The organism is Streptomyces sp. BK239, from assembly GCF_004217285.1.
In the GTDB taxonomy this organism is placed as follows: Bacteria; Actinomycetota; Actinomycetes; order Streptomycetales; family Streptomycetaceae; genus Streptomyces.
Genome location: NZ_SHKS01000004.1, coordinates 123,858 through 140,073, shown reverse-complemented (window position 1 = coordinate 140,073; position 16,216 = coordinate 123,858). Strand labels below are relative to the sequence as shown.

At 73.0% G+C, this 16,216-nt stretch carries 15 protein-coding genes; 10 read left to right on the top strand and 5 right to left on the bottom strand.

Annotation, left to right across the window (positions count from 1 at the left end):
• Positions 1–25: 25 nt before the first annotated feature.
• Positions 26–1,348, bottom strand: coding sequence for a crotonyl-CoA carboxylase/reductase (ccrA, locus tag EV567_RS14175; RefSeq protein ID WP_130439869.1), 1,323 nt, complete (start codon positions 1,346–1,348; stop codon positions 26–28).
• A 207-nt stretch (positions 1,349–1,555) separates the two neighbouring features.
• Between ccrA and EV567_RS14170 the strand changes: the two genes are divergently transcribed.
• Positions 1,556–2,554 (top strand): alpha/beta hydrolase family protein, encoded by a 999-nt coding sequence (locus tag EV567_RS14170; protein WP_165430377.1) that lies wholly within the window; start codon positions 1,556–1,558, stop codon positions 2,552–2,554.
• Here the strand turns inward: EV567_RS14170 and EV567_RS14165 are convergent.
• Positions 2,524–4,347: a class I SAM-dependent methyltransferase gene (locus EV567_RS14165; RefSeq protein WP_130439865.1), complete on the bottom strand. Its 1,824-nt coding sequence runs from the start codon at positions 4,345–4,347 to the stop codon at positions 2,524–2,526. The two genes, EV567_RS14170 and EV567_RS14165, sit on opposite strands and share 31 nt — an antisense overlap.
• Positions 4,348–4,540: 193 nt before the next feature.
• Between EV567_RS14165 and EV567_RS14160 the strand changes: the two genes are divergently transcribed.
• The 7 genes from EV567_RS14160 to mug all read left to right on the top strand — a co-directional run bounded on the left by EV567_RS14160 (position 4,541) and on the right by mug (position 11,992).
• On the top strand, positions 4,541–5,791 hold the full coding sequence (locus EV567_RS14160) for a glycosyltransferase (RefSeq protein WP_130439863.1): 1,251 nt from the start codon (positions 4,541–4,543) through the stop codon (positions 5,789–5,791).
• A gap of 94 nt (positions 5,792–5,885) precedes the next feature.
• A complete protein-coding gene (locus EV567_RS14155) occupies positions 5,886–6,305 on the top strand; it encodes a GNAT family N-acetyltransferase (protein WP_130439861.1) in 420 nt (139 codons plus the stop codon).
• Positions 6,306–6,619: 314 nt separating this feature from the next.
• Entirely contained in the window at positions 6,620–7,963 is a 1,344-nt protein-coding gene (locus tag EV567_RS14150) for a hemolysin family protein (RefSeq protein ID WP_130439859.1), read from the top strand.
• Entirely contained in the window at positions 7,960–8,973 is a 1,014-nt protein-coding gene (locus EV567_RS14145; protein WP_130439857.1) for a hemolysin family protein, read from the top strand. The genes EV567_RS14150 and EV567_RS14145 overlap by 4 nt, the downstream gene beginning before the upstream one ends.
• 117 nt (positions 8,974–9,090) lie before the next feature.
• On the top strand, positions 9,091–9,879 hold the full coding sequence (locus EV567_RS14140) for an SGNH/GDSL hydrolase family protein (protein ID WP_130439855.1): 789 nt from the start codon (positions 9,091–9,093) through the stop codon (positions 9,877–9,879).
• Positions 9,880–9,977: 98 nt separating this feature from the next.
• Entirely contained in the window at positions 9,978–11,420 is a 1,443-nt protein-coding gene (purB, locus tag EV567_RS14135) for an adenylosuccinate lyase (RefSeq protein WP_130439853.1), read from the top strand.
• Positions 11,417–11,992, top strand: a complete 576-nt coding sequence (mug, locus tag EV567_RS14130) for a G/U mismatch-specific DNA glycosylase (RefSeq protein WP_130439851.1) — start codon at positions 11,417–11,419, stop codon at positions 11,990–11,992. The genes purB and mug overlap by 4 nt, the downstream gene beginning before the upstream one ends.
• Here the strand turns inward: mug and EV567_RS14125 are convergent.
• The 3 genes from EV567_RS14125 to EV567_RS14115 are packed head-to-tail and all read right to left on the bottom strand — an operon-like array spanning position 11,970 to position 14,125.
• Positions 11,970–12,413, bottom strand: coding sequence for a hypothetical protein (locus tag EV567_RS14125; protein WP_130439849.1), 444 nt, complete (start codon positions 12,411–12,413; stop codon positions 11,970–11,972). The genes mug and EV567_RS14125 overlap by 23 nt on opposite strands.
• 57 nt (positions 12,414–12,470) lie before the next feature.
• Positions 12,471–13,202, bottom strand: a complete 732-nt coding sequence (locus EV567_RS14120) for an ABC transporter permease subunit (protein WP_130439847.1) — start codon at positions 13,200–13,202, stop codon at positions 12,471–12,473.
• Positions 13,203–13,204: 2 nt separating this feature from the next.
• Positions 13,205–14,125, bottom strand: a complete 921-nt coding sequence (locus tag EV567_RS14115; protein WP_130439845.1) for an ATP-binding cassette domain-containing protein — start codon at positions 14,123–14,125, stop codon at positions 13,205–13,207.
• A 108-nt stretch (positions 14,126–14,233) separates the two neighbouring features.
• On the opposite strand from EV567_RS14115, the gene EV567_RS14110 reads away from it, so the two are divergent.
• Both EV567_RS14110 and EV567_RS14105 read left to right on the top strand, forming a co-directional pair.
• Positions 14,234–15,388 carry a sensor histidine kinase gene (locus tag EV567_RS14110; protein ID WP_130439843.1) on the top strand — a complete coding sequence of 385 codons (1,155 nt, stop codon included), beginning with the start codon at positions 14,234–14,236 and terminating at the stop codon, positions 15,386–15,388.
• Between the two features lie 37 nt (positions 15,389–15,425).
• Positions 15,426–16,088, top strand: coding sequence for a response regulator transcription factor (locus tag EV567_RS14105; protein WP_130439841.1), 663 nt, complete (start codon positions 15,426–15,428; stop codon positions 16,086–16,088).
• Positions 16,089–16,216 lie beyond the last annotated feature (128 nt).

The following is a 16,216-nucleotide window of genomic DNA, read 5'->3' as shown; positions in this document are numbered from 1 at the left end:
CGCGCGCCGCGCCCGTTCCGTGGGCCTACCTGCGGAACAGGCGCAGCCGCTCCTCTCCGATCCGGGCCCGGGCCTCGGGGTCGGTGACCCCGAGGCCGGTGCGGGGCGCCAGGCACAGCACACCGACCTTGCCGATGTGCTCGTTGGCCTGGACGGTCCGGGTGGCGGCCCCGACCTCCGCCAGGGGATAGGTGACCGACAGGGCGGGGACCACGCCGCCCAGGGCGATGAGCCGGTTGACTTCGCACTGCTCGTACAGGTTCGCTCCGTGGCTGCCGATGATCCGTTTGAGCCGCATCCACAGGTACCGGTTGTCGTAGGTGTGCTCGTAGCCGGTGCTGGATCCGCAGGTGACGACGGTCCCGCCGCGCCTGGCCAGGAACACCGACGCGGGGAACGTCTTCCTGCCGACGTGCTCGAAGACGATGTGCGGGTCCTCGCCGACCGCGTCGCGGATCGCCCTGCCCATCCGCTTCCACCCTTCGGCGCGTTGCAGGAGCGAGTCGTCGCCGCCGAGGATCTCCTCGCGGTTGATGACGGCGTCGCAGCCGAGGGATCTGAGCAGTCGCGCCTTCTCCTCGGAGTTCACGACGCCGACCGGGATGCCGCCGCCGTTGCGGACCAGTTGGACGGCGTAGGCGCCCAGTCCGCCGGTCGCGCCCCAGACCAGCACGATGTCGCCCTGCTTCATCCGTGCGCCGCGGTCGCTGACCAGCATGCGGTACGCCGTGCTCGCACACAGGGGGTTGACGGCGGCTTCCTCCCAGGTGAGCGCCGGGGGTTTCGGCATCAGCTGGCTCGCCCGCACGACGGCGTAGTGGGCGAGGCCGCCGAAGTTCGTCTCGAACCCCCAGGCCTTCTGGCCGAGCCCGAGCATGCCGTCCTGGTGGGTGTCGGGGTCCTGCTCGTCGACGTAGGCCGGCGAGATCGAGACGTGATCGCCGACCTTCCACTTGCGCACGGAGGAGCCGGTGCGGACGACGACGCCCGCGGCGTCCGAGCCGACGATGTGGTAGGGCAGGTCGTGCCGCGCTTCCCATCCGCCCCCTCTGCCCATGGCTTTGAGGAACTGAAAGGTGGGCAGCGGCTCGAACATGGCCGTCCACACCGTGTTGTAGTTGATCGCGCTCGCCATCACGGCGATCAGCGCCTCGTCGGGAGCGAGCTCGGGCATCGGCACGTCCGTGACGTGCAGGGACTTGCGCACGTCCTTGTCCTCGACGCCCTCGAACATGTTGACGTCGGCGGCGCGCACACAGGCCGCCGGGAAGTGGTCCGGGAGCGGGAGGGACTCGAGGGCCTCGGCGTCCGCACCCGCGATGACCGCTTCTGACAGGGGCGATGTCATGTCGGCTCCATTCATGCTCACTTCTCGCGACTGTTCCCACGAGAACCGCTGACCTGGGGTGCCGCAACCGCTGCTCTGCCGTACGGGCGACTGCCCTCGACCGGGCGGAGTGTCTGCCGTTGACGGGCGGTGAGTTTCGTCATGCTCCGAGCCGTGTGGCTCTCTCTTGCGAAGTGTGCGAAAACGAATCTGGTGTGCCTGGGGCTCGTGGCAGCTCTCGTCTCGGCCGAGACGGACGCCGTCGCGCGGGACCGGGAAGGCACGCCCGGGTCTCCCCGTGCGGAGGCCCGTGTCACTGCCGTGAAGACGCTCGACGAGCGGACGCGCGACATCACGGTCAGTTCACCGGCCATGGGCAAGTCCATTCCGGTCCGCGTCATTCTTCCCGCGAACTGGGAGCGGAGGCCGAAAGCCACCTTCCCGGTTCTCTACATGCTCCACGGCGGTGACGACAACTACACGGCCTGGACGCGCGAGACGGACCTGGAAGAGCTGGCGCGGAAGTCCGACGTGATCGTCGTCATGCCCGACGCGGGAAAGGACGGCTACTACAGCGACTGGTTCGCCGGCCCTCCCCGGTGGGAGACCTTTCACACCCGCGAACTCGTGCGGCTCATGGAGAAGGAGTACCGGGCCAGTTCCTCCCGCGCCGTGGTGGGGCTGTCCATGGGCGGGTTCGGGGCGCTCAACTACGCGGCACACCACCGCGGGCTGTTCCGGTACGCGGCGGCGATGAGTTCGTACGTGGACCTCGACGACCCCGCCGTGCGTCTGGCCATCGGGCTCGGCTCCCAGCGGGTCGGCGTCGACATGAAGAAGGTCTGGGGCGACCCGGTGCGCAACGCCGACGTCTGGCGGTTCCACAACCCCGCCGCCATGCCGCGCTCCTTCCGCGGGACGCGCGTCCATCTGTCCGTGGGCAACAGCGTTCCCGGACCGATGGACCTGGGCCGCGCCCCTGACGTGGTGCTGGCGAGCGTGTTGGGCGAGGCGGCGCTCCCGGCGCAGATCAAGAAGTTCGCCGCGTCGCTGCGCGAGGAACGGGTGCGGGTCACGACGCACATGTACGCGCCGGGGACGCATTCCTGGGCGTACTGGCGCAAGGAACTGCACTACATCTGGCCCGCGCTGATGGGCTCTCTCGGCAGCCGGGCCGACCGTGCCGGTGAGGCGGGTCACTCCTCCTTGCGGGCGAGGATCCGGTAGGCCTGCCCGCCTCGCAGCGCCCCCAGGAAGGGGGCGACGGCGACGTCGGCCGCGGCCGCCGCGGCGAACAGCGGGACGGAGGTCGTCCAGATGGCCGCGTGGGCGAGGGCGCGGCCCCGGGACGGGGGTGTGCGCGACCACGGGTGGCGGGGACTGGGCGTCCAGGAGCGGAATCGCTCCACGACGGCGCCGCAGAAGTCCCCGCCCGGCCGTCCGGTGACGCGCTGCTCGGCCACCGTGACGAAACCCCGCTCCAGCAGCGCCTGTTCGAGATTGGTGAAGGGCATCAGGTGCACGTGCTGCGGCTGCATCCAGGGGATCCAGTGGCGGCCCAGCAGCCGGCCGAGGGAGCTCTGCGGGTCGGGTACCTCGATCACCAGGTGCCCGCCCGGCTTGAGGACCTTGCGAGCCGCCTCCAGCTCGGCCCGGGGGTCGAGGGTGTGCTCCAGGTAGTGGAACATGCTCACCACGTCGTAGGCGCCTTCCAGCCCTTCGGCGAGTTCGGGGAAGCCTCCTCGGTGGCTCCGGTGCACCCAGCCGTACCGCGCGGCCCGCTCCACGGCGTCGCTGCGGTCCAGTCCGTGAAAGACGGTCCCCGGCCACACGTCCTGGGCGACGAGGCAGAAGTGTCCGTGCCCCGCGCCCACGTCCAGCCAGGTCCGGGGCGCGGTGTGAGTGGGCAGCAGCCGGGCGCGGGCGCGGTAGGCGGGGCCCTGGAAGGCGAACACCTTCTCCATCTGCCGCTCGCCGACGCCGTCGTAGCAGTCGCGGTAGTAGAAGTCGAGGCCGTCCGGGTTCAGCCGCGGGTTCTGGAAGGTGTGGCCGCAGCCCCCGCACTCCTCCAGGGTGAACCGGCCCGGCTTTCCCTGGTACATGTCCCGTGCCGTCACCCGGTGTCTCAGGTCGGACGAGCCGCACCACGGGCAGGAGCCGCGGCGCGGCTCGAAGAACCGCTCCAGGCCGCGGGCGATCTCCGCCTGGTACCGCGGCCGGAGCCCGGCATGGGGGTCGGCCGGCCCTCGCAGGGCGTGCACGGCCCGCGCCGTGCGCAGCCAGTCGCCCGGACCGCGTACGGGCCTGAGCAGCGCGGCGCGGTACCGGTCGGCGCGCGTCCTCCCGAAGCCGCGTACCAGGGCCGGCTGCAGTGCGTATCCGGCCAGTGCGGCCGTCCCCCAGGCCGGGGCGGTCGCGAGGCAGGCGAGGGTGAGGGCGCCTGCGGCCAGGCGCGCGGCCAGGACGGCCGGCAGCGGCACGAAGGTGTTGTCCGGCCGTGCGGCGACCCGTTCACGGGCGGTGCGGCGGACGCCGCGCAGTCCGGGCGCGAGCGCGAACCCGGTCGTGTTCGGCGCGCACTTCTTCAGCGACCCGAGCAGGTCGGTCAGTTCCGCGGCGGACAGCCCGGAGAGGTCCGTGCCGGCGGGGAGAGGTCTGCCGAGCCGCTCCAGCACGGACGCCTCCACGACGACGGCGTGCAGGGCGCTGCGTCCGAAGGCGAGCCTGTCGCGCCGGAAGGAGCGTGTGTCCACCAGACGGGCGAAGTCGAGCAGCTCCTCCGTGGGCAGGTCGCCCGGCACCAGATCGAGCACCTTGAGCCCTTCGCGGGAGGCGAAGGCACAGGCGGCGCGGCGCGTCTCGTCGTCCAGCCGCACGCCGGAGGCCAAGGCGAACCGGAAGTCCGGGGAGGGCGGCTCCGCCGAAGGCTCCAGCGGGCGCAGCCCGGCCAGCCGGCGGTCGAGCCGTACCGCGTTGAGGGCGAATCCCGCGCCGAGCGCTGCCGCAGCGACGTGGGCCATGGTCCGTGGCATCAGCTTTCCCTCCCGCAAGGGGTGGCATTTTCCACATGCTTGCACCATTTGTTCTGTAATGGATCTCTCACCCTGTCCCGGGGGCTGCCGATCGGGTGACGGGTCCGGCGGGCCCGTCCGGCTCGTCGCAGCGGCACCACCGGACGCCCGTCACTTCGGCACAACCGGAAAGAGGAACGGCATGCCGCGCACAGTGGTGATCTTCGCCGGGGGGTCGCGGGGCGATGTCCAGCCCTGCCTGGCACTGGGGCGGGCACTGACGCGTCAGGGCGACACCGTCAGGATCCTCGCCAGCGCGCGCTACCAGCCGCTGATCGCGGAGGCGGGGCTGGAGTTCCACGCCCTGCCGGCCGATCCCGCGGAACTGGTCGAGTCCCCCGAGGGTCAGGAGCTGCTCACCGGGCGAGGCAACCCGGTGGCGTTCATCCGCGGTATGGACAGGCTGCTGCGCCCCCTCATGACGCCGATGCTGGAGCAGACGGCGGTGGGCGCGAAGGGGGCCGATCTGGTGCTGGCGCCCACCTTCGCCTTCCTCGGCGTCCATCTGAGCCAGCACCTCCAAGTCCCGCACGCCGTCGTCCACTTCCAGCCGAGCCAGCCGACGAAGGCCTTCCCTCACCCGGTCGCGCCCGCGGCCCGGGCACTGGGAGGCTGGGGCAACCGGCTCAGCTTCGACGCGGTGGACGCCGGTTCATGGCTCGTGTGCCGGAAGTACGTCAACGCGTGGCGCCGGGAGAGTCTCGGCCTGCCGGAGCTGTCCCCGGCGGCCGCGTTCCGGCAGGCGCGACGCGCGCCCGTGCTCTGCGCGTTCAGTCCCGTGGTGGTGCCGCGGCCGTCCGACTGGCGGCCGAACGTCCATGTGACGGGTTACTGGCACCACGAACAGCCGCAGTGGCGTCCACCGCGGCGGCTCCTGGACTTCCTGGCCGACGGGCCCCCGCCCGTCTACGTCGGGTTCGGCAGCATGAGGACCGGCGACCCGGAGGCGACCGACGCCGTCGTGCGGGCGGCGCTGCGTCGCGAGGGGCTGCGCGGGGTGCTCGCCGGCGATCCCGCCACCAGCGAGGACGACATGCTCGTGGTCGGCGACACCCCTCACGACTGGCTGTTTCCGCGGACGGCCGCGGTCGTCCACCACGGCGGGGCGGGCACGACGGCCTCGGCGCTGCGGGCCGGCCGGCCCTCCCTCACCTGCCCCTTCTTCGGCGACCAGACGTACTGGGCGGCGCGGGTGCGCGATCTCGGCGCGGGGCCCGCCCCCTTGCCGGCCCGGGAACTGACCGTGGCCGCCCTCGCCGGCCGTCTGCGCGCCCTCACCCGGCACGCCCCCTACGCCGAGGCGGCGGGCCGGCTCGGCCGGGCGCTGGCGGCCGAGGACGGCACCGCCCGCGCCTGCCGTGTGCTGCACCGTCACGTGGGCCGTCGGGACTGATCCGGCAGGCGGCAGCTCGCGGACGGTGTGACGCCTCACCGGCGCGCGCGGAAACGGTTCGCCAGACGGGCGGGCGCTCTGCTTGGCTCGCCCCATGAGCGATCTCCACATCCGCCACGCCACCCTCGCCGACATCGACACCGTGCTGCGCTTCTGGCGCGAGGCCGCCGAGGGGACGAGCATCAGCGACGACCACGACGGCGTGGCGCGGCTCATCGTGAGGGACCCGGAGGCGCTGCTCCTCGCGGAGCGCGACGGCCTTCTCGCCGGCACGGTCATAGCCGGGTTCGACGGGTGGCGGTGCTCCGCGTACCGCCTGGCCGTCCACCCCGGCCATCGCCGGCAGGGCATCGCCACCGCCCTGCTGGAAGCGGCCGAGCGACGGTTCGCCGCCCTGGGCGGGCGACGGGTCGACGCGATGGTCCTGGAGGCCAACGAACGGGCTCACCACACCTGGGACGCGGCCGGCTACCAGCGGGAGGACCACTGGCGGCGCTGGGTCAAGCCGCTGTAGGGCCCCGCCGGGCGCGGCCTTGCGGGCGGGGCGTGGACGCGGTGGTCGCGGGCCGCGCGGGCGGGGCGTGGACGCCATGGTCGCGGTCGGTGCGGACGGCGCATCATGCGGGGCGCGCGGCGGGGTACGCGGCGAAGGAGACCGCACTCACCGCCGCTTTGCCGATCCTTTACCCTTGGGGGACCGTGTGGACCTTCAAGGTCCCTCTTCGACCTCGACGAAAGGTGTGAGCGTCCGCCCATGGGCGAGCCTCCCAGTATCCGACATCGCGCACTCCTCCTTGCCCTGGCCGACGATGGGACGGAGGTGACCCGATGATGGAAGTCGTCCTGCTGCTGGTGGCGATCCTGCTGTCGCTCGCGTGCGGCGCGTTCGTCGCCGCCGAGTTCTCGCTCACCACGGTCGAGCGCGGCGAACTGGAACGCGCCGTCGAGCGCGGCGAGCGCGGCGCGGCGGGCGCCCTCGAAGCCGTCCGCAACCTCACCTTCCAGCTCTCCGGCGCCCAGCTCGGCATCACCGTCACCAACCTGGTCGTCGGCATGCTCGCCGAGCCGTCGATCGCCAAGCTGATCTCCGGGCCGCTGGAGTCCGTCGGCCTGTCGAGCGGCGCGGCGAGTTCGGTCGCGCTGGTGCTGGGCACCGCCCTGTCGACCGTGTTCCTGATGGTCGTCGGCGAACTCGTGCCCAAGAACTGGGCGATCTCCTCGCCGCTGACGGTGGCCAAGGGGGTGGGCAACGCCCAGCGCTGGTTCAGCGCCGCGTTCCGCCCCTTCATCACCCATCTCAACAACACCGCCAACCGCGTCGTACGCCGCTTCGGTCTGGAGCCCGCCGAGGAGCTGGCCTCCGCCCGCAGCCCCCAGGAGCTGGCCGCGCTGGCCCGGCACTCCGCCAAGCAGGGCGCACTGGAGGCCGACACCGCCGAGCTGTTCGTGCGCACGCTGAACCTGGCCGACCTGACCGCGGAGAACGTGATGACTCCGCGCGTCCAGGTCATCGCCCTGGAGGCCCAGGCGACCTGCGAGGACGTCGCGAACGCGACCCGCGCCACCGGTCTGTCCCGCTTCCCGGTCTACCGGGGCAACCTGGACACGGTGGTCGGCACCGCCCACGTCAAGGACGTCCTGGCGGTCGCCGCGGAGCGCCGCACGCGCGTGCCGGTCGCCGAGATCATGCGCGAACCGCTGCTGGTGCCCGAGTCGCTCACCGTGGACCGGCTGCTGGACCGGCTGTCCGGCCGGCGGACGATGGCCGTGGTCATCGACGAGTACGGCGGCACCGCGGGCGTCGCGACGCTGGAGGACATCGTCGAGGAGGTCGTCGGCGAGGTCCGCGACGAGCACGACCCGCACGAGACGCCCGACCTGGCCCCGGCGGGCAAGGACGAGGAGGGCCGCGTGCTGTACTCCGCCGACGGCGCCGCCCGCACCGATCAGCTCTCCCGCGTGGGACTGACCGCCCCCGAGGGGCCGTACGAGACGCTCGCCGGGCTCGTCGCCACCGAACTGGGCCGCATCCCGGCAGTCGGCGACCGGGTGGAGGTCGGCGGCTGGCGCATGGACGTGGTGGACGCGTCCGGACGCAGGGCCGCGCGGGTGCTGCTGCACGCGCCGGTCGAGGACGCCACGGAACAGTCGGAACAGGAGGTCGGCAAGTGACCGCCGTCCAGTTGCTGATCGGCCTGGCGACCCTCGTCGTCAACGCCTTCTTCGTGGGCGCCGAGTTCGCGCTGATCTCCGTGCGCCGCTCCCAGATCGAGCCGTACGCCGAAGAGGGCGACCGGCGGGCCAAGAGCGTGCTGTGGGGGCTGGAGCACGTGTCCGCGCTGATGGCCGCCGCGCAGCTCGGCATCACGCTGTGCACGCTGGTCCTCGGCGTGGTCGCCGAACCGGCGATCGCGCATCTGCTGGAGCCGGTGTTCCACGCGGTCGGCGTGCCCGAGGGCGCCGGTCACGCGGTGTCCTTCGTGATCGCGCTGACCCTGGCGACGTATCTGCACATGCTGCTCGGCGAGATGGTGCCGAAGAACATCGCGCTCGCCGAGCCGGTGCGCAGCGCGCTGCTGCTCGGCCCGCCCCTGGTGGCGCTCTCCCGGGCGCTGAAGCCGGTGATCTTCGCGATCAACGCGTTCGCCAACGCGCTGCTGAAGCTGCTGCGGATCGAGACCAAGGACGAGGTCACGGCCACGTTCTCGGACGCGGAGCTGGCCCAGATCGTCAAGGACGCGGGCGAGGCCGGCCTCCTGGACGACCGCGCCCAGGAACGGCTGCACGACGCCCTCGAGCTGGGCCGGCGGCCGGTGCGGGACGTCGTCATGCCGCTGGAGCGCGTCGTGTACGCGCGCGTGGGCGTCACCCCGGAGGAGCTGGAGGAGCTGGCCGCCGAGTCCGGGTTCTCCCGCTTCCCGGTCGTGGACGAGCAGCGTCGGATCGTGGGCTACCTGCATGTGAAGGACGCGCTGGACGCCTCACCGCGGAACATACCGTTCCGTGTACGCGACCTGCGGCCCATCGCGCGCGTGCGGGAGGCGACCCCCATGGACGACGTGCTGACCGCGATGCGCGGCAGCCGCACCCACCTGGCGGCGGTGCTGGGCGGCGACGGCCGTCTGGCGGGCCTGGTGACCATGGAGGACGTCCTGCGGGAGCTGTTCGGACAGCGGGTCTGAGAGGCGGCCCCGGGGGTGCCCTTCAGGGGCGCCCCCAGGAGGTCCCGCGCCCTGGCGGCCCTTGCGCCCGGGGCGACCGACCGGCGGGTATGGCTGCGGGTTACCATCGCTGACGCCATGCAGACGAACACCACACCCCCGTACTCCAGCCTGGTCGCGGTCGGCGACTCCTTCACCGAGGGGATGTCGGACCTGCTGCCCGACGGGACCTACCGGGGCTGGGCCGATCTCCTCGCGGGACGGATGGCCGCCCGCACGCCCGGCTTCCGCTACGCCAACCTCGCGGTGCGGGGCAAGCTGATCGGTCAGATCGTCGAGGAGCAGGTGCCCGTGGCCGCCGCCATGGGCGCCGATGTGATCACCCTCGTCGGCGGCCTCAACGACACACTGCGCCCCAAGTGCGACATGGGCCGGGTGCGCGCCCTGCTGACCGAGGCCGTGGAGACGCTGGCCCCGGCCTGCAAGCAGCTGGTGCTGATGCGCAGCCCCGGCCGGCAGGGCCCGGTGCTGGAGCGGTTCCGCCCGCGCATGGAGGACCTGTTCGCCTGCGTCGACGACCTGGCCGCCCGGCACGGCGCGCTCGTCGTCGACCTGTACGGCGCCCCGTCCCTGAGCGACCCGCGGATGTGGGACGTGGACCGGCTCCACCTGTCCGCCGAGGGCCACCGCCGGGTCGCCGAGGCGGTCTGGCAGGGCCTCGGACACGACCCGGAGGACACCGAGTGGCGGACGCCGATGCCGGCGACGCTGCCGCCGGGCTGGCTGCTGCGACGGGCCGAGGACGCCCGGTTCGCCCGGCAGTACCTGCTGCCGTGGATAGGCCGCCGCCTCACCGGCCGCTCCTCCGGCGACGGCCTGCCGCCCAAACGCCCGGACCTGCTCCCGTACGAGCCGCCCACCGCCTAGTGCCCCGGCGGTCACGGCCGGGTGACCTGGGTCTCGTAGGTTCCGCCGAACGAACCCGCGGCGCTGGCCTGCACGAATCGCCAGTAGACTCCGTGCACGTGACTTCCGCTCCCGCCAAGCCCCGCATCCCGAACGTCCTCGCCGGACGCTACGCCTCCGCCGAGCTCGCCACGCTCTGGTCGCCCGAGCAGAAGGTGAAGCTGGAGCGTCAGCTCTGGCTCGCCGTGCTGCGGGCGCAGAAGGACCTCGGGATCGAGGTGCCGGACGCGGCGATCGCCGACTACGAGCGTGTCCTCGACACCGTCGACCTGGCCTCGATCGCCGAGCGCGAGAAGGTCACCCGGCACGATGTGAAGGCCCGCATCGAGGAGTTCAACGACCTCGCCGGGCACGAGCAGGTCCACAAGGGCATGACCTCGCGCGACCTGACGGAGAACGTCGAGCAGCTCCAGGTCCGGCTGTCGCTGGAGCTGATCCGCGACCGCGCGGTGGCCGTCCTGGCCCGGCTGGGCAAGCTCGCCGGCGAGTACGGCGAGCTGGTCATGGCCGGCCGCTCGCACAACGTGGCCGCGCAGGCCACCACCCTCGGCAAGCGTTTCGCGACCGCCGCCGACGAGCTCCTCGTGGCGTACGGCCGTATCGAGGAGCTGCTCGGCCGCTACCCGCTGCGCGGGATCAAGGGCCCGGTCGGCACCGCGCAGGACATGCTGGACCTGCTGGGCGGCGACGCGGGCAAGCTGGCCGAGCTGGAGGACCGCATCGCCGGTCACCTGGGCTTCTCGCAGGCGTTCACCTCGGTCGGCCAGGTCTACCCGCGCTCGCTGGACTACGACGTCGTGACCGCGCTGGTGCAGCTGGCGGCGGGTCCGTCGTCGCTGGCGAAGACGATCCGGCTGATGGCCGGGCACGAGCTGGTGACCGAGGGCTTCAAGCCGGGCCAGGTCGGCTCGTCGGCGATGCCGCACAAGATGAACACGCGGTCCTGCGAGCGCGTCAACGGCCTCATGGTCATCCTGCGCGGGTACGCGTCGATGACGGGCGAGCTGGCGGGCGACCAGTGGAACGAGGGCGACGTGTCGTGCTCGGTGGTGCGCCGGGTCGCGCTGCCGGACGCGTTCTTCGCGCTGGACGGGCTGCTGGAGACGTTCCTGACGGTGCTCGACGAGTTCGGCGCCTTCCCGGCCGTCGTCGCCCGTGAGCTGGACCGCTACCTGCCGTTCCTCGCGACCACCAAGGTCCTGATGGGCGCGGTGCGCGCCGGGGTCGGCCGTGAGCTCGCGCACGAGGCGATCAAGGAGAACGCGGTCGCCTCCGCGCTGGCGATGCGCGAGCAGGGCGTCGAGCGCAACGAACTGCTCGACAAGCTCGCCGCCGACGACCGCATCCCGCTGGACCGCGCGGAGCTGGACGCGCTGATGGCGGACAAGCTGTCCTTCACGGGCGCCGCCGCCGACCAGGTGGGCGTCGTGGTCGCCCGGATCGAGGAGATCGTCAAGCAGCGGCCCGAGGCCGCCGGTTACACGCCCGGAGCGATCCTCTGAGCCGCTTCACCCAGGCGGAGCTGGAGGCCGCGCGCGACCGTCTCGTCCCGGACGTGGTCGCGAGCGGCCTTCGCGTGCTGTTCTGCGGCATCAACCCGGGGCTGATGACGGCGGCGACCGGGCACCACTTCGCCCGCCCCGGCAACCGCTTCTGGCCCGTGCTGCACCGCTCCGGCTTCACGCCGAGGCTGCTCAAGCCCGCGGAGCAGGAGGAGCTGCTGACGTACGGTCTGGGCATCACGAACTTGGTCGCGCGGGCGAGTGCGCGGGCCGACGAGCTGACGGCCGAGGAGTACCGCGAGGGCGGCCGGCTGCTGGCGGAGAAGGTCGTCCGGCTGAAGCCGCGCTGGCTGGCCGTGGTCGGGGTCACCGCCTACCGGGCGGCGTTCGACGACCGCGGCGCCCGGGTGGGTCCGCAGGAGCGGCTCATCGGGGACACGCGTGTGTGGGTGCTGCCGAACCCCAGCGGGCTCAACGCCCATTGGACGACGGCGACGATGGCGGAGGAGTTCGAGCGGCTGCGGCTGGCGGCCGAGGCGCCCCCCGCGGTCACGGCGGATCCGTCTCGGTGACGACGGCGAGGAGCTGGAACGGCAGCTCCTTGTCCCACTGCGACACCCCCAGGGCCAACCAGCGCGCCTTGCCCGGCAGTTGCCACAGATGGACGTCCGGCACGTGAGCGCTGAGCGAGCCCCAGGGCTCGGGTATGTCCTCGCCGTCCAGCGAGCGTTCCAAGAGGCTCGCCAGACTGATGTGGTGCGGCGGGCCCCAGCGGTCGGTCAGCCGCTGGGTGAGACCGTCCCGGTCGGCGTCGTACTGGGCCTGTGTCTCCTCCCATCGCGTCCCGTCGTCCTCCCAGAAGTCGTCGCTGGTCGTTAATTCGGCGACCAGACCCTCCGGACCGGCGGTGCCCACGTCCGTCCTGCCGTGCTCCGCGGGGAAGCCCCGGGTGCACAGCAGGTCGATGGTGTCGAGGCAGCGCGCGATGTCCATGTGCTCCAGTAAAGCGGCCGCCACTGACAATTGGCCGGGCGTCAGCGACCGGCTGCCTCAGGCGTCCCTTCGCCGCAGCCGCCAGGCGCCCGCCGCGAGGGCCGCCGCCGTCCACAGCGCGGTCACCGCCAGCCCTGACCACGGGCCGAGGGTGCCCTCCCACGTGCTGTGCAGCACCGTCTGGCCGGCCCGGTCGGGAAGGAAGTCGGCGGCGTTGCCGGACACGTCGCCGACCACGAAGGACACGATCAGCAGGAACGGGATGAGAATGCTGAGCGTGGCGACGCCGCTGCGCAGGACGGCCGTCAGGCCGGCGGCGAACAGGGCCAGCAGGGTGAGGTAGAGCCCGCATCCGACGGCGGCGCGCAGTCCTTCGCCCGTGCCGATCGCGTCGGCGTCGTCCCCGAGCGCGGCGCTGCCCACGACCAGGGCCAGAAGGCCGGTGGCGAGGCCGACCGCGAGGACGGGCAGGGCGATCGCCGTGAGCTTGGCGGCGAACCAGCGGCCCCTGTGCGGCACGGCGGCCAGGGACACCCGCAGGGCCCCGCCGTGGAACTCGGCGGACACGGCCGTCGTCGCGAAGGCGATCGCCGCGATCTGGCCGAAGTTGACGCCGAAGTAGACGGAGAACAGCGGGTCGAACGCGTCGGCCGGGTCGTCGCCCGATTCGGCCGCGGCGAGCGCCGAGAACGCGACGGTGGCGAGCAGGATCGCGCTCAGTCCGCCGAGTTGCGAGCGCAGCGTACGGATCTTGATCCACTCGGCGTGGAGGGCGGGAGCGAACGCCATGGTCAGGCCTCCTGCGGCTGGGCCACGAACTCGGTGTCGGCGGCGGTCAGATCGAGGTAGGCCTGTTCCAGCGTGCCTTCCTCGGCGGTCAGTTCGAGCAGCGGGACACCCGCCTCGGACGCCAGGCGGCCGATGTCGTCCACGCGCGCGTGGTCGACGGTGAAGTGCCCTTCCCCGTGGGCGACGCCGTCGTGGCCGTGCCGGGCCAGGGCCTTGCCGAGCGCGTCGGGGTCGCTGGTGCGGACCCGTACCCGGGGGCGTACGCGCGCGTCGATGAAGTCCCGCAGGGGGGTGTCGGCGAGGAGGCGGCCCCGGCCGAGGACGACGAGGTGGTCGGCGAAGGAGGCGGTCTCGCTCATCAGGTGGCTGGACACCAGCACCGTGCGCCCCTCCGCCGCGAGCCGGCGCAGCAGTCCGCGGATCCAGATGATGCCTTCCGGGTCGAGGCCGTTGGACGGCTCGTCGAGCAGCACCACCGCGGGGTCGCCGAGCAGGGCGGCCGCGATGCCGAGGCGCTGGCGCATGCCGAGGGAGTACGTCTTGACGCGGCGGCGGGCGGCCGGGGCGAGGCCGGTCTCCTCCAGCACCTCGTCCACCCTGCGCGCGGGGATGCGGTTGCTCGCGGCGAGGGCGCGCAGGTGGTCCCGGCCGGTCCGGGAGCCGTGCGGGGCCTGCGCGTCGAGCAGCGCGCCGACATGGCGCAGCGGCTCGTCGAGGGCGGCGTAGGGGCGGCCGTCGAGGGTGGCGGTCCCTGAGGTCGGGCGGTCCAGGCCGAGGACGAGGCGCAGCGTGGTGGACTTGCCGGCGCCGTTGGGGCCGAGGAAGCCGGTCACGCGGCCGGGCAGGACGCGGAAGGTGAGCCGGTCCACTGCCCGCCGTGGGCCGAACTCCTTGGTGAGGTCGCGGACGTCGATGCTGGTCATGGGCTCACTGTGGCCGCCCGGCCGGGGCCGGGGCCTCCCCCGCGGGTGGAGTCCGTCTCCCCCGCTCGGGGGAGGCCGGTTGTCGGTGGCGGCTGTCACCATGTGCGCATGGGCCGCTTCCTGCGCCCGCTGCTGCGGGGGACGACGTACACACGGCTGGTGCATCTGTGGGTGCCGATGCTGTTGCTGAGCATCTGGATGTTCATCGACTCGTCGAAGCCGTGGGTGCCCGCGCTGATGCTGGTGCCGGTCGGGCTGATTCCGGCGGTGCGCCGGGGCGAAGGGGTGCAGGCGGAGCTGCTGTTGACGCCCGGTGAGCGCGACCCCGGGTTCTCGGTGTCGCCGGCGACGGCCTGGCGGGACCGGCTGCGGACGGTGCTGTGGCTGGAAGCGCGCATGGTGTTGGGCGGGGTGACGGCGGTGGCCTGCGTCTGGCTGCCCGTCCTGGCGCTGGAGCTGGTGGCGGCCGCGCGCGGGCGGGCGCACGACGACGTCCCGGTCCTCGCGGACGCGGCCCCGCACTGGTGGTACGCGCTGCTCGCGCCGCTCCCCCTCCTCACGCTCGGCGCGGTCGTCGTCGGCATGGGCGAGGCGGTCACCGCCGTCGCCCGGTGGCTCCTCGGCCCGTCCGCCGGCGAGCGGCTCGCCGCCCTGGAGGAGCGCACGGAGCAGCTTCTGGAGCGCAACCGCATCGCGCGGGAGCTGCACGACTCGATCGGCCACGCGCTGACGGTGGCGGTGGTGCAGGCGGGCGCCGCGCGGGCTACGGGCGACCCGGAGTTCACGGACCGGGCGCTCGGCGCGATCGAGGAGACCGGCCGGGCCGCGCTGGAGGACCTGGAGCGGGTGCTCGGGGTGCTGCGCGAGGCGGAGCGGCCGGTGAGCGGGCGGCCGACGCTGGCCGAGGCCGACCGTCTGCTGGAGTCGGCGCGGACGTCCGGGGCGAACGTGGACGCGGAGGTGACGGGTGCTGTGGAGGCGGTGCCGGGGCCCGTGTCCCGCGAGGGTTACCGCATCCTCCAGGAGGCGCTGACGAACGTGCTGCGGCACGCGGGCGCGGTGCCGGTGCGGGTCCGCGTCCATGCCGCGGCGGACGTGCTGACCCTGGAGGTCCGCAATCCGCTGACGGCCGCCGTCACCGGGCCCGGGCGGGGCAGCGGGCTGCGCGGGATACGCGAGCGGGCGGCGCTGCTCGGCGGCCACGCGTCGACGGGCCCGGACGCCGGCGACTGGCAGGTGCGCGCGGAGCTGCCGCTGAGCTGACGATCAGGCAGATCGCGGGGGACTCTAAGCTGTGCGGGTGCCGGTTTCCGTACTGCTCGTGGATGACGAGCCCCTGGTCCGCGCGGGGTTGCGTGCCGTGCTGTCCGCCCAGCCCGACATCGAGGTCGTCGGGGAGGCGGCGGACGGGGCGGCGGTGATCCCGCTGGTGCGGACGCTGCGGCCCGACGTGGTCGCCATGGACGTGCGGATGCCGTTGATGGACGGCATCGAGGCCACGCGCGCGTTGCTGCGGACGGTGGACCGCCCGCCGAAGATCCTGGTCGTGACGACCTTCGAGAACGACGAGTACGTGTACGAGGCGCTGCGCGCGGGCGCGGACGGCTTCCTGCTGAAGCGGGCGCGGCCGGCGGAGATCGTGCACGCGGTGCGGCTGGTCGCCGAGGGCGAGTCGCTGCTGTTCCCGGCCTCGGTGCGGCGGCTCGCCGCCGAGCACGGCGACGGGGGCGGCAACCGTGCGGCCCGGGACGTGCTGGAGCGGGCCCGGCTGACCGAGCGGGAGGCCGAGGTGCTGCGGCTGATGGCGCGCGGGCTGTCCAACGCGGAGATCGCGGCGCGGCTTGTCGTCGGGGCGGAGACGGTCAAGTCGCATGTGAGCGCCGTCCTGGCGAAGCTCGGGGCGCGGGACCGTACGCAGGCGGTGATCACGGCGTACGAGTCGGGGTTCGTGGGGGTGGGCTGAGGAGGCGCCGGGGGGCCCGGGGAGTCGGCAGGAGCGCGGGGCGCGGTTCGTGTCGATTTCGTGCTCGTCGGGGTTCGCGGCGCCGAGTACGATCCGGCCCATACGCGCGCGAGCTGGGAGGACGGACG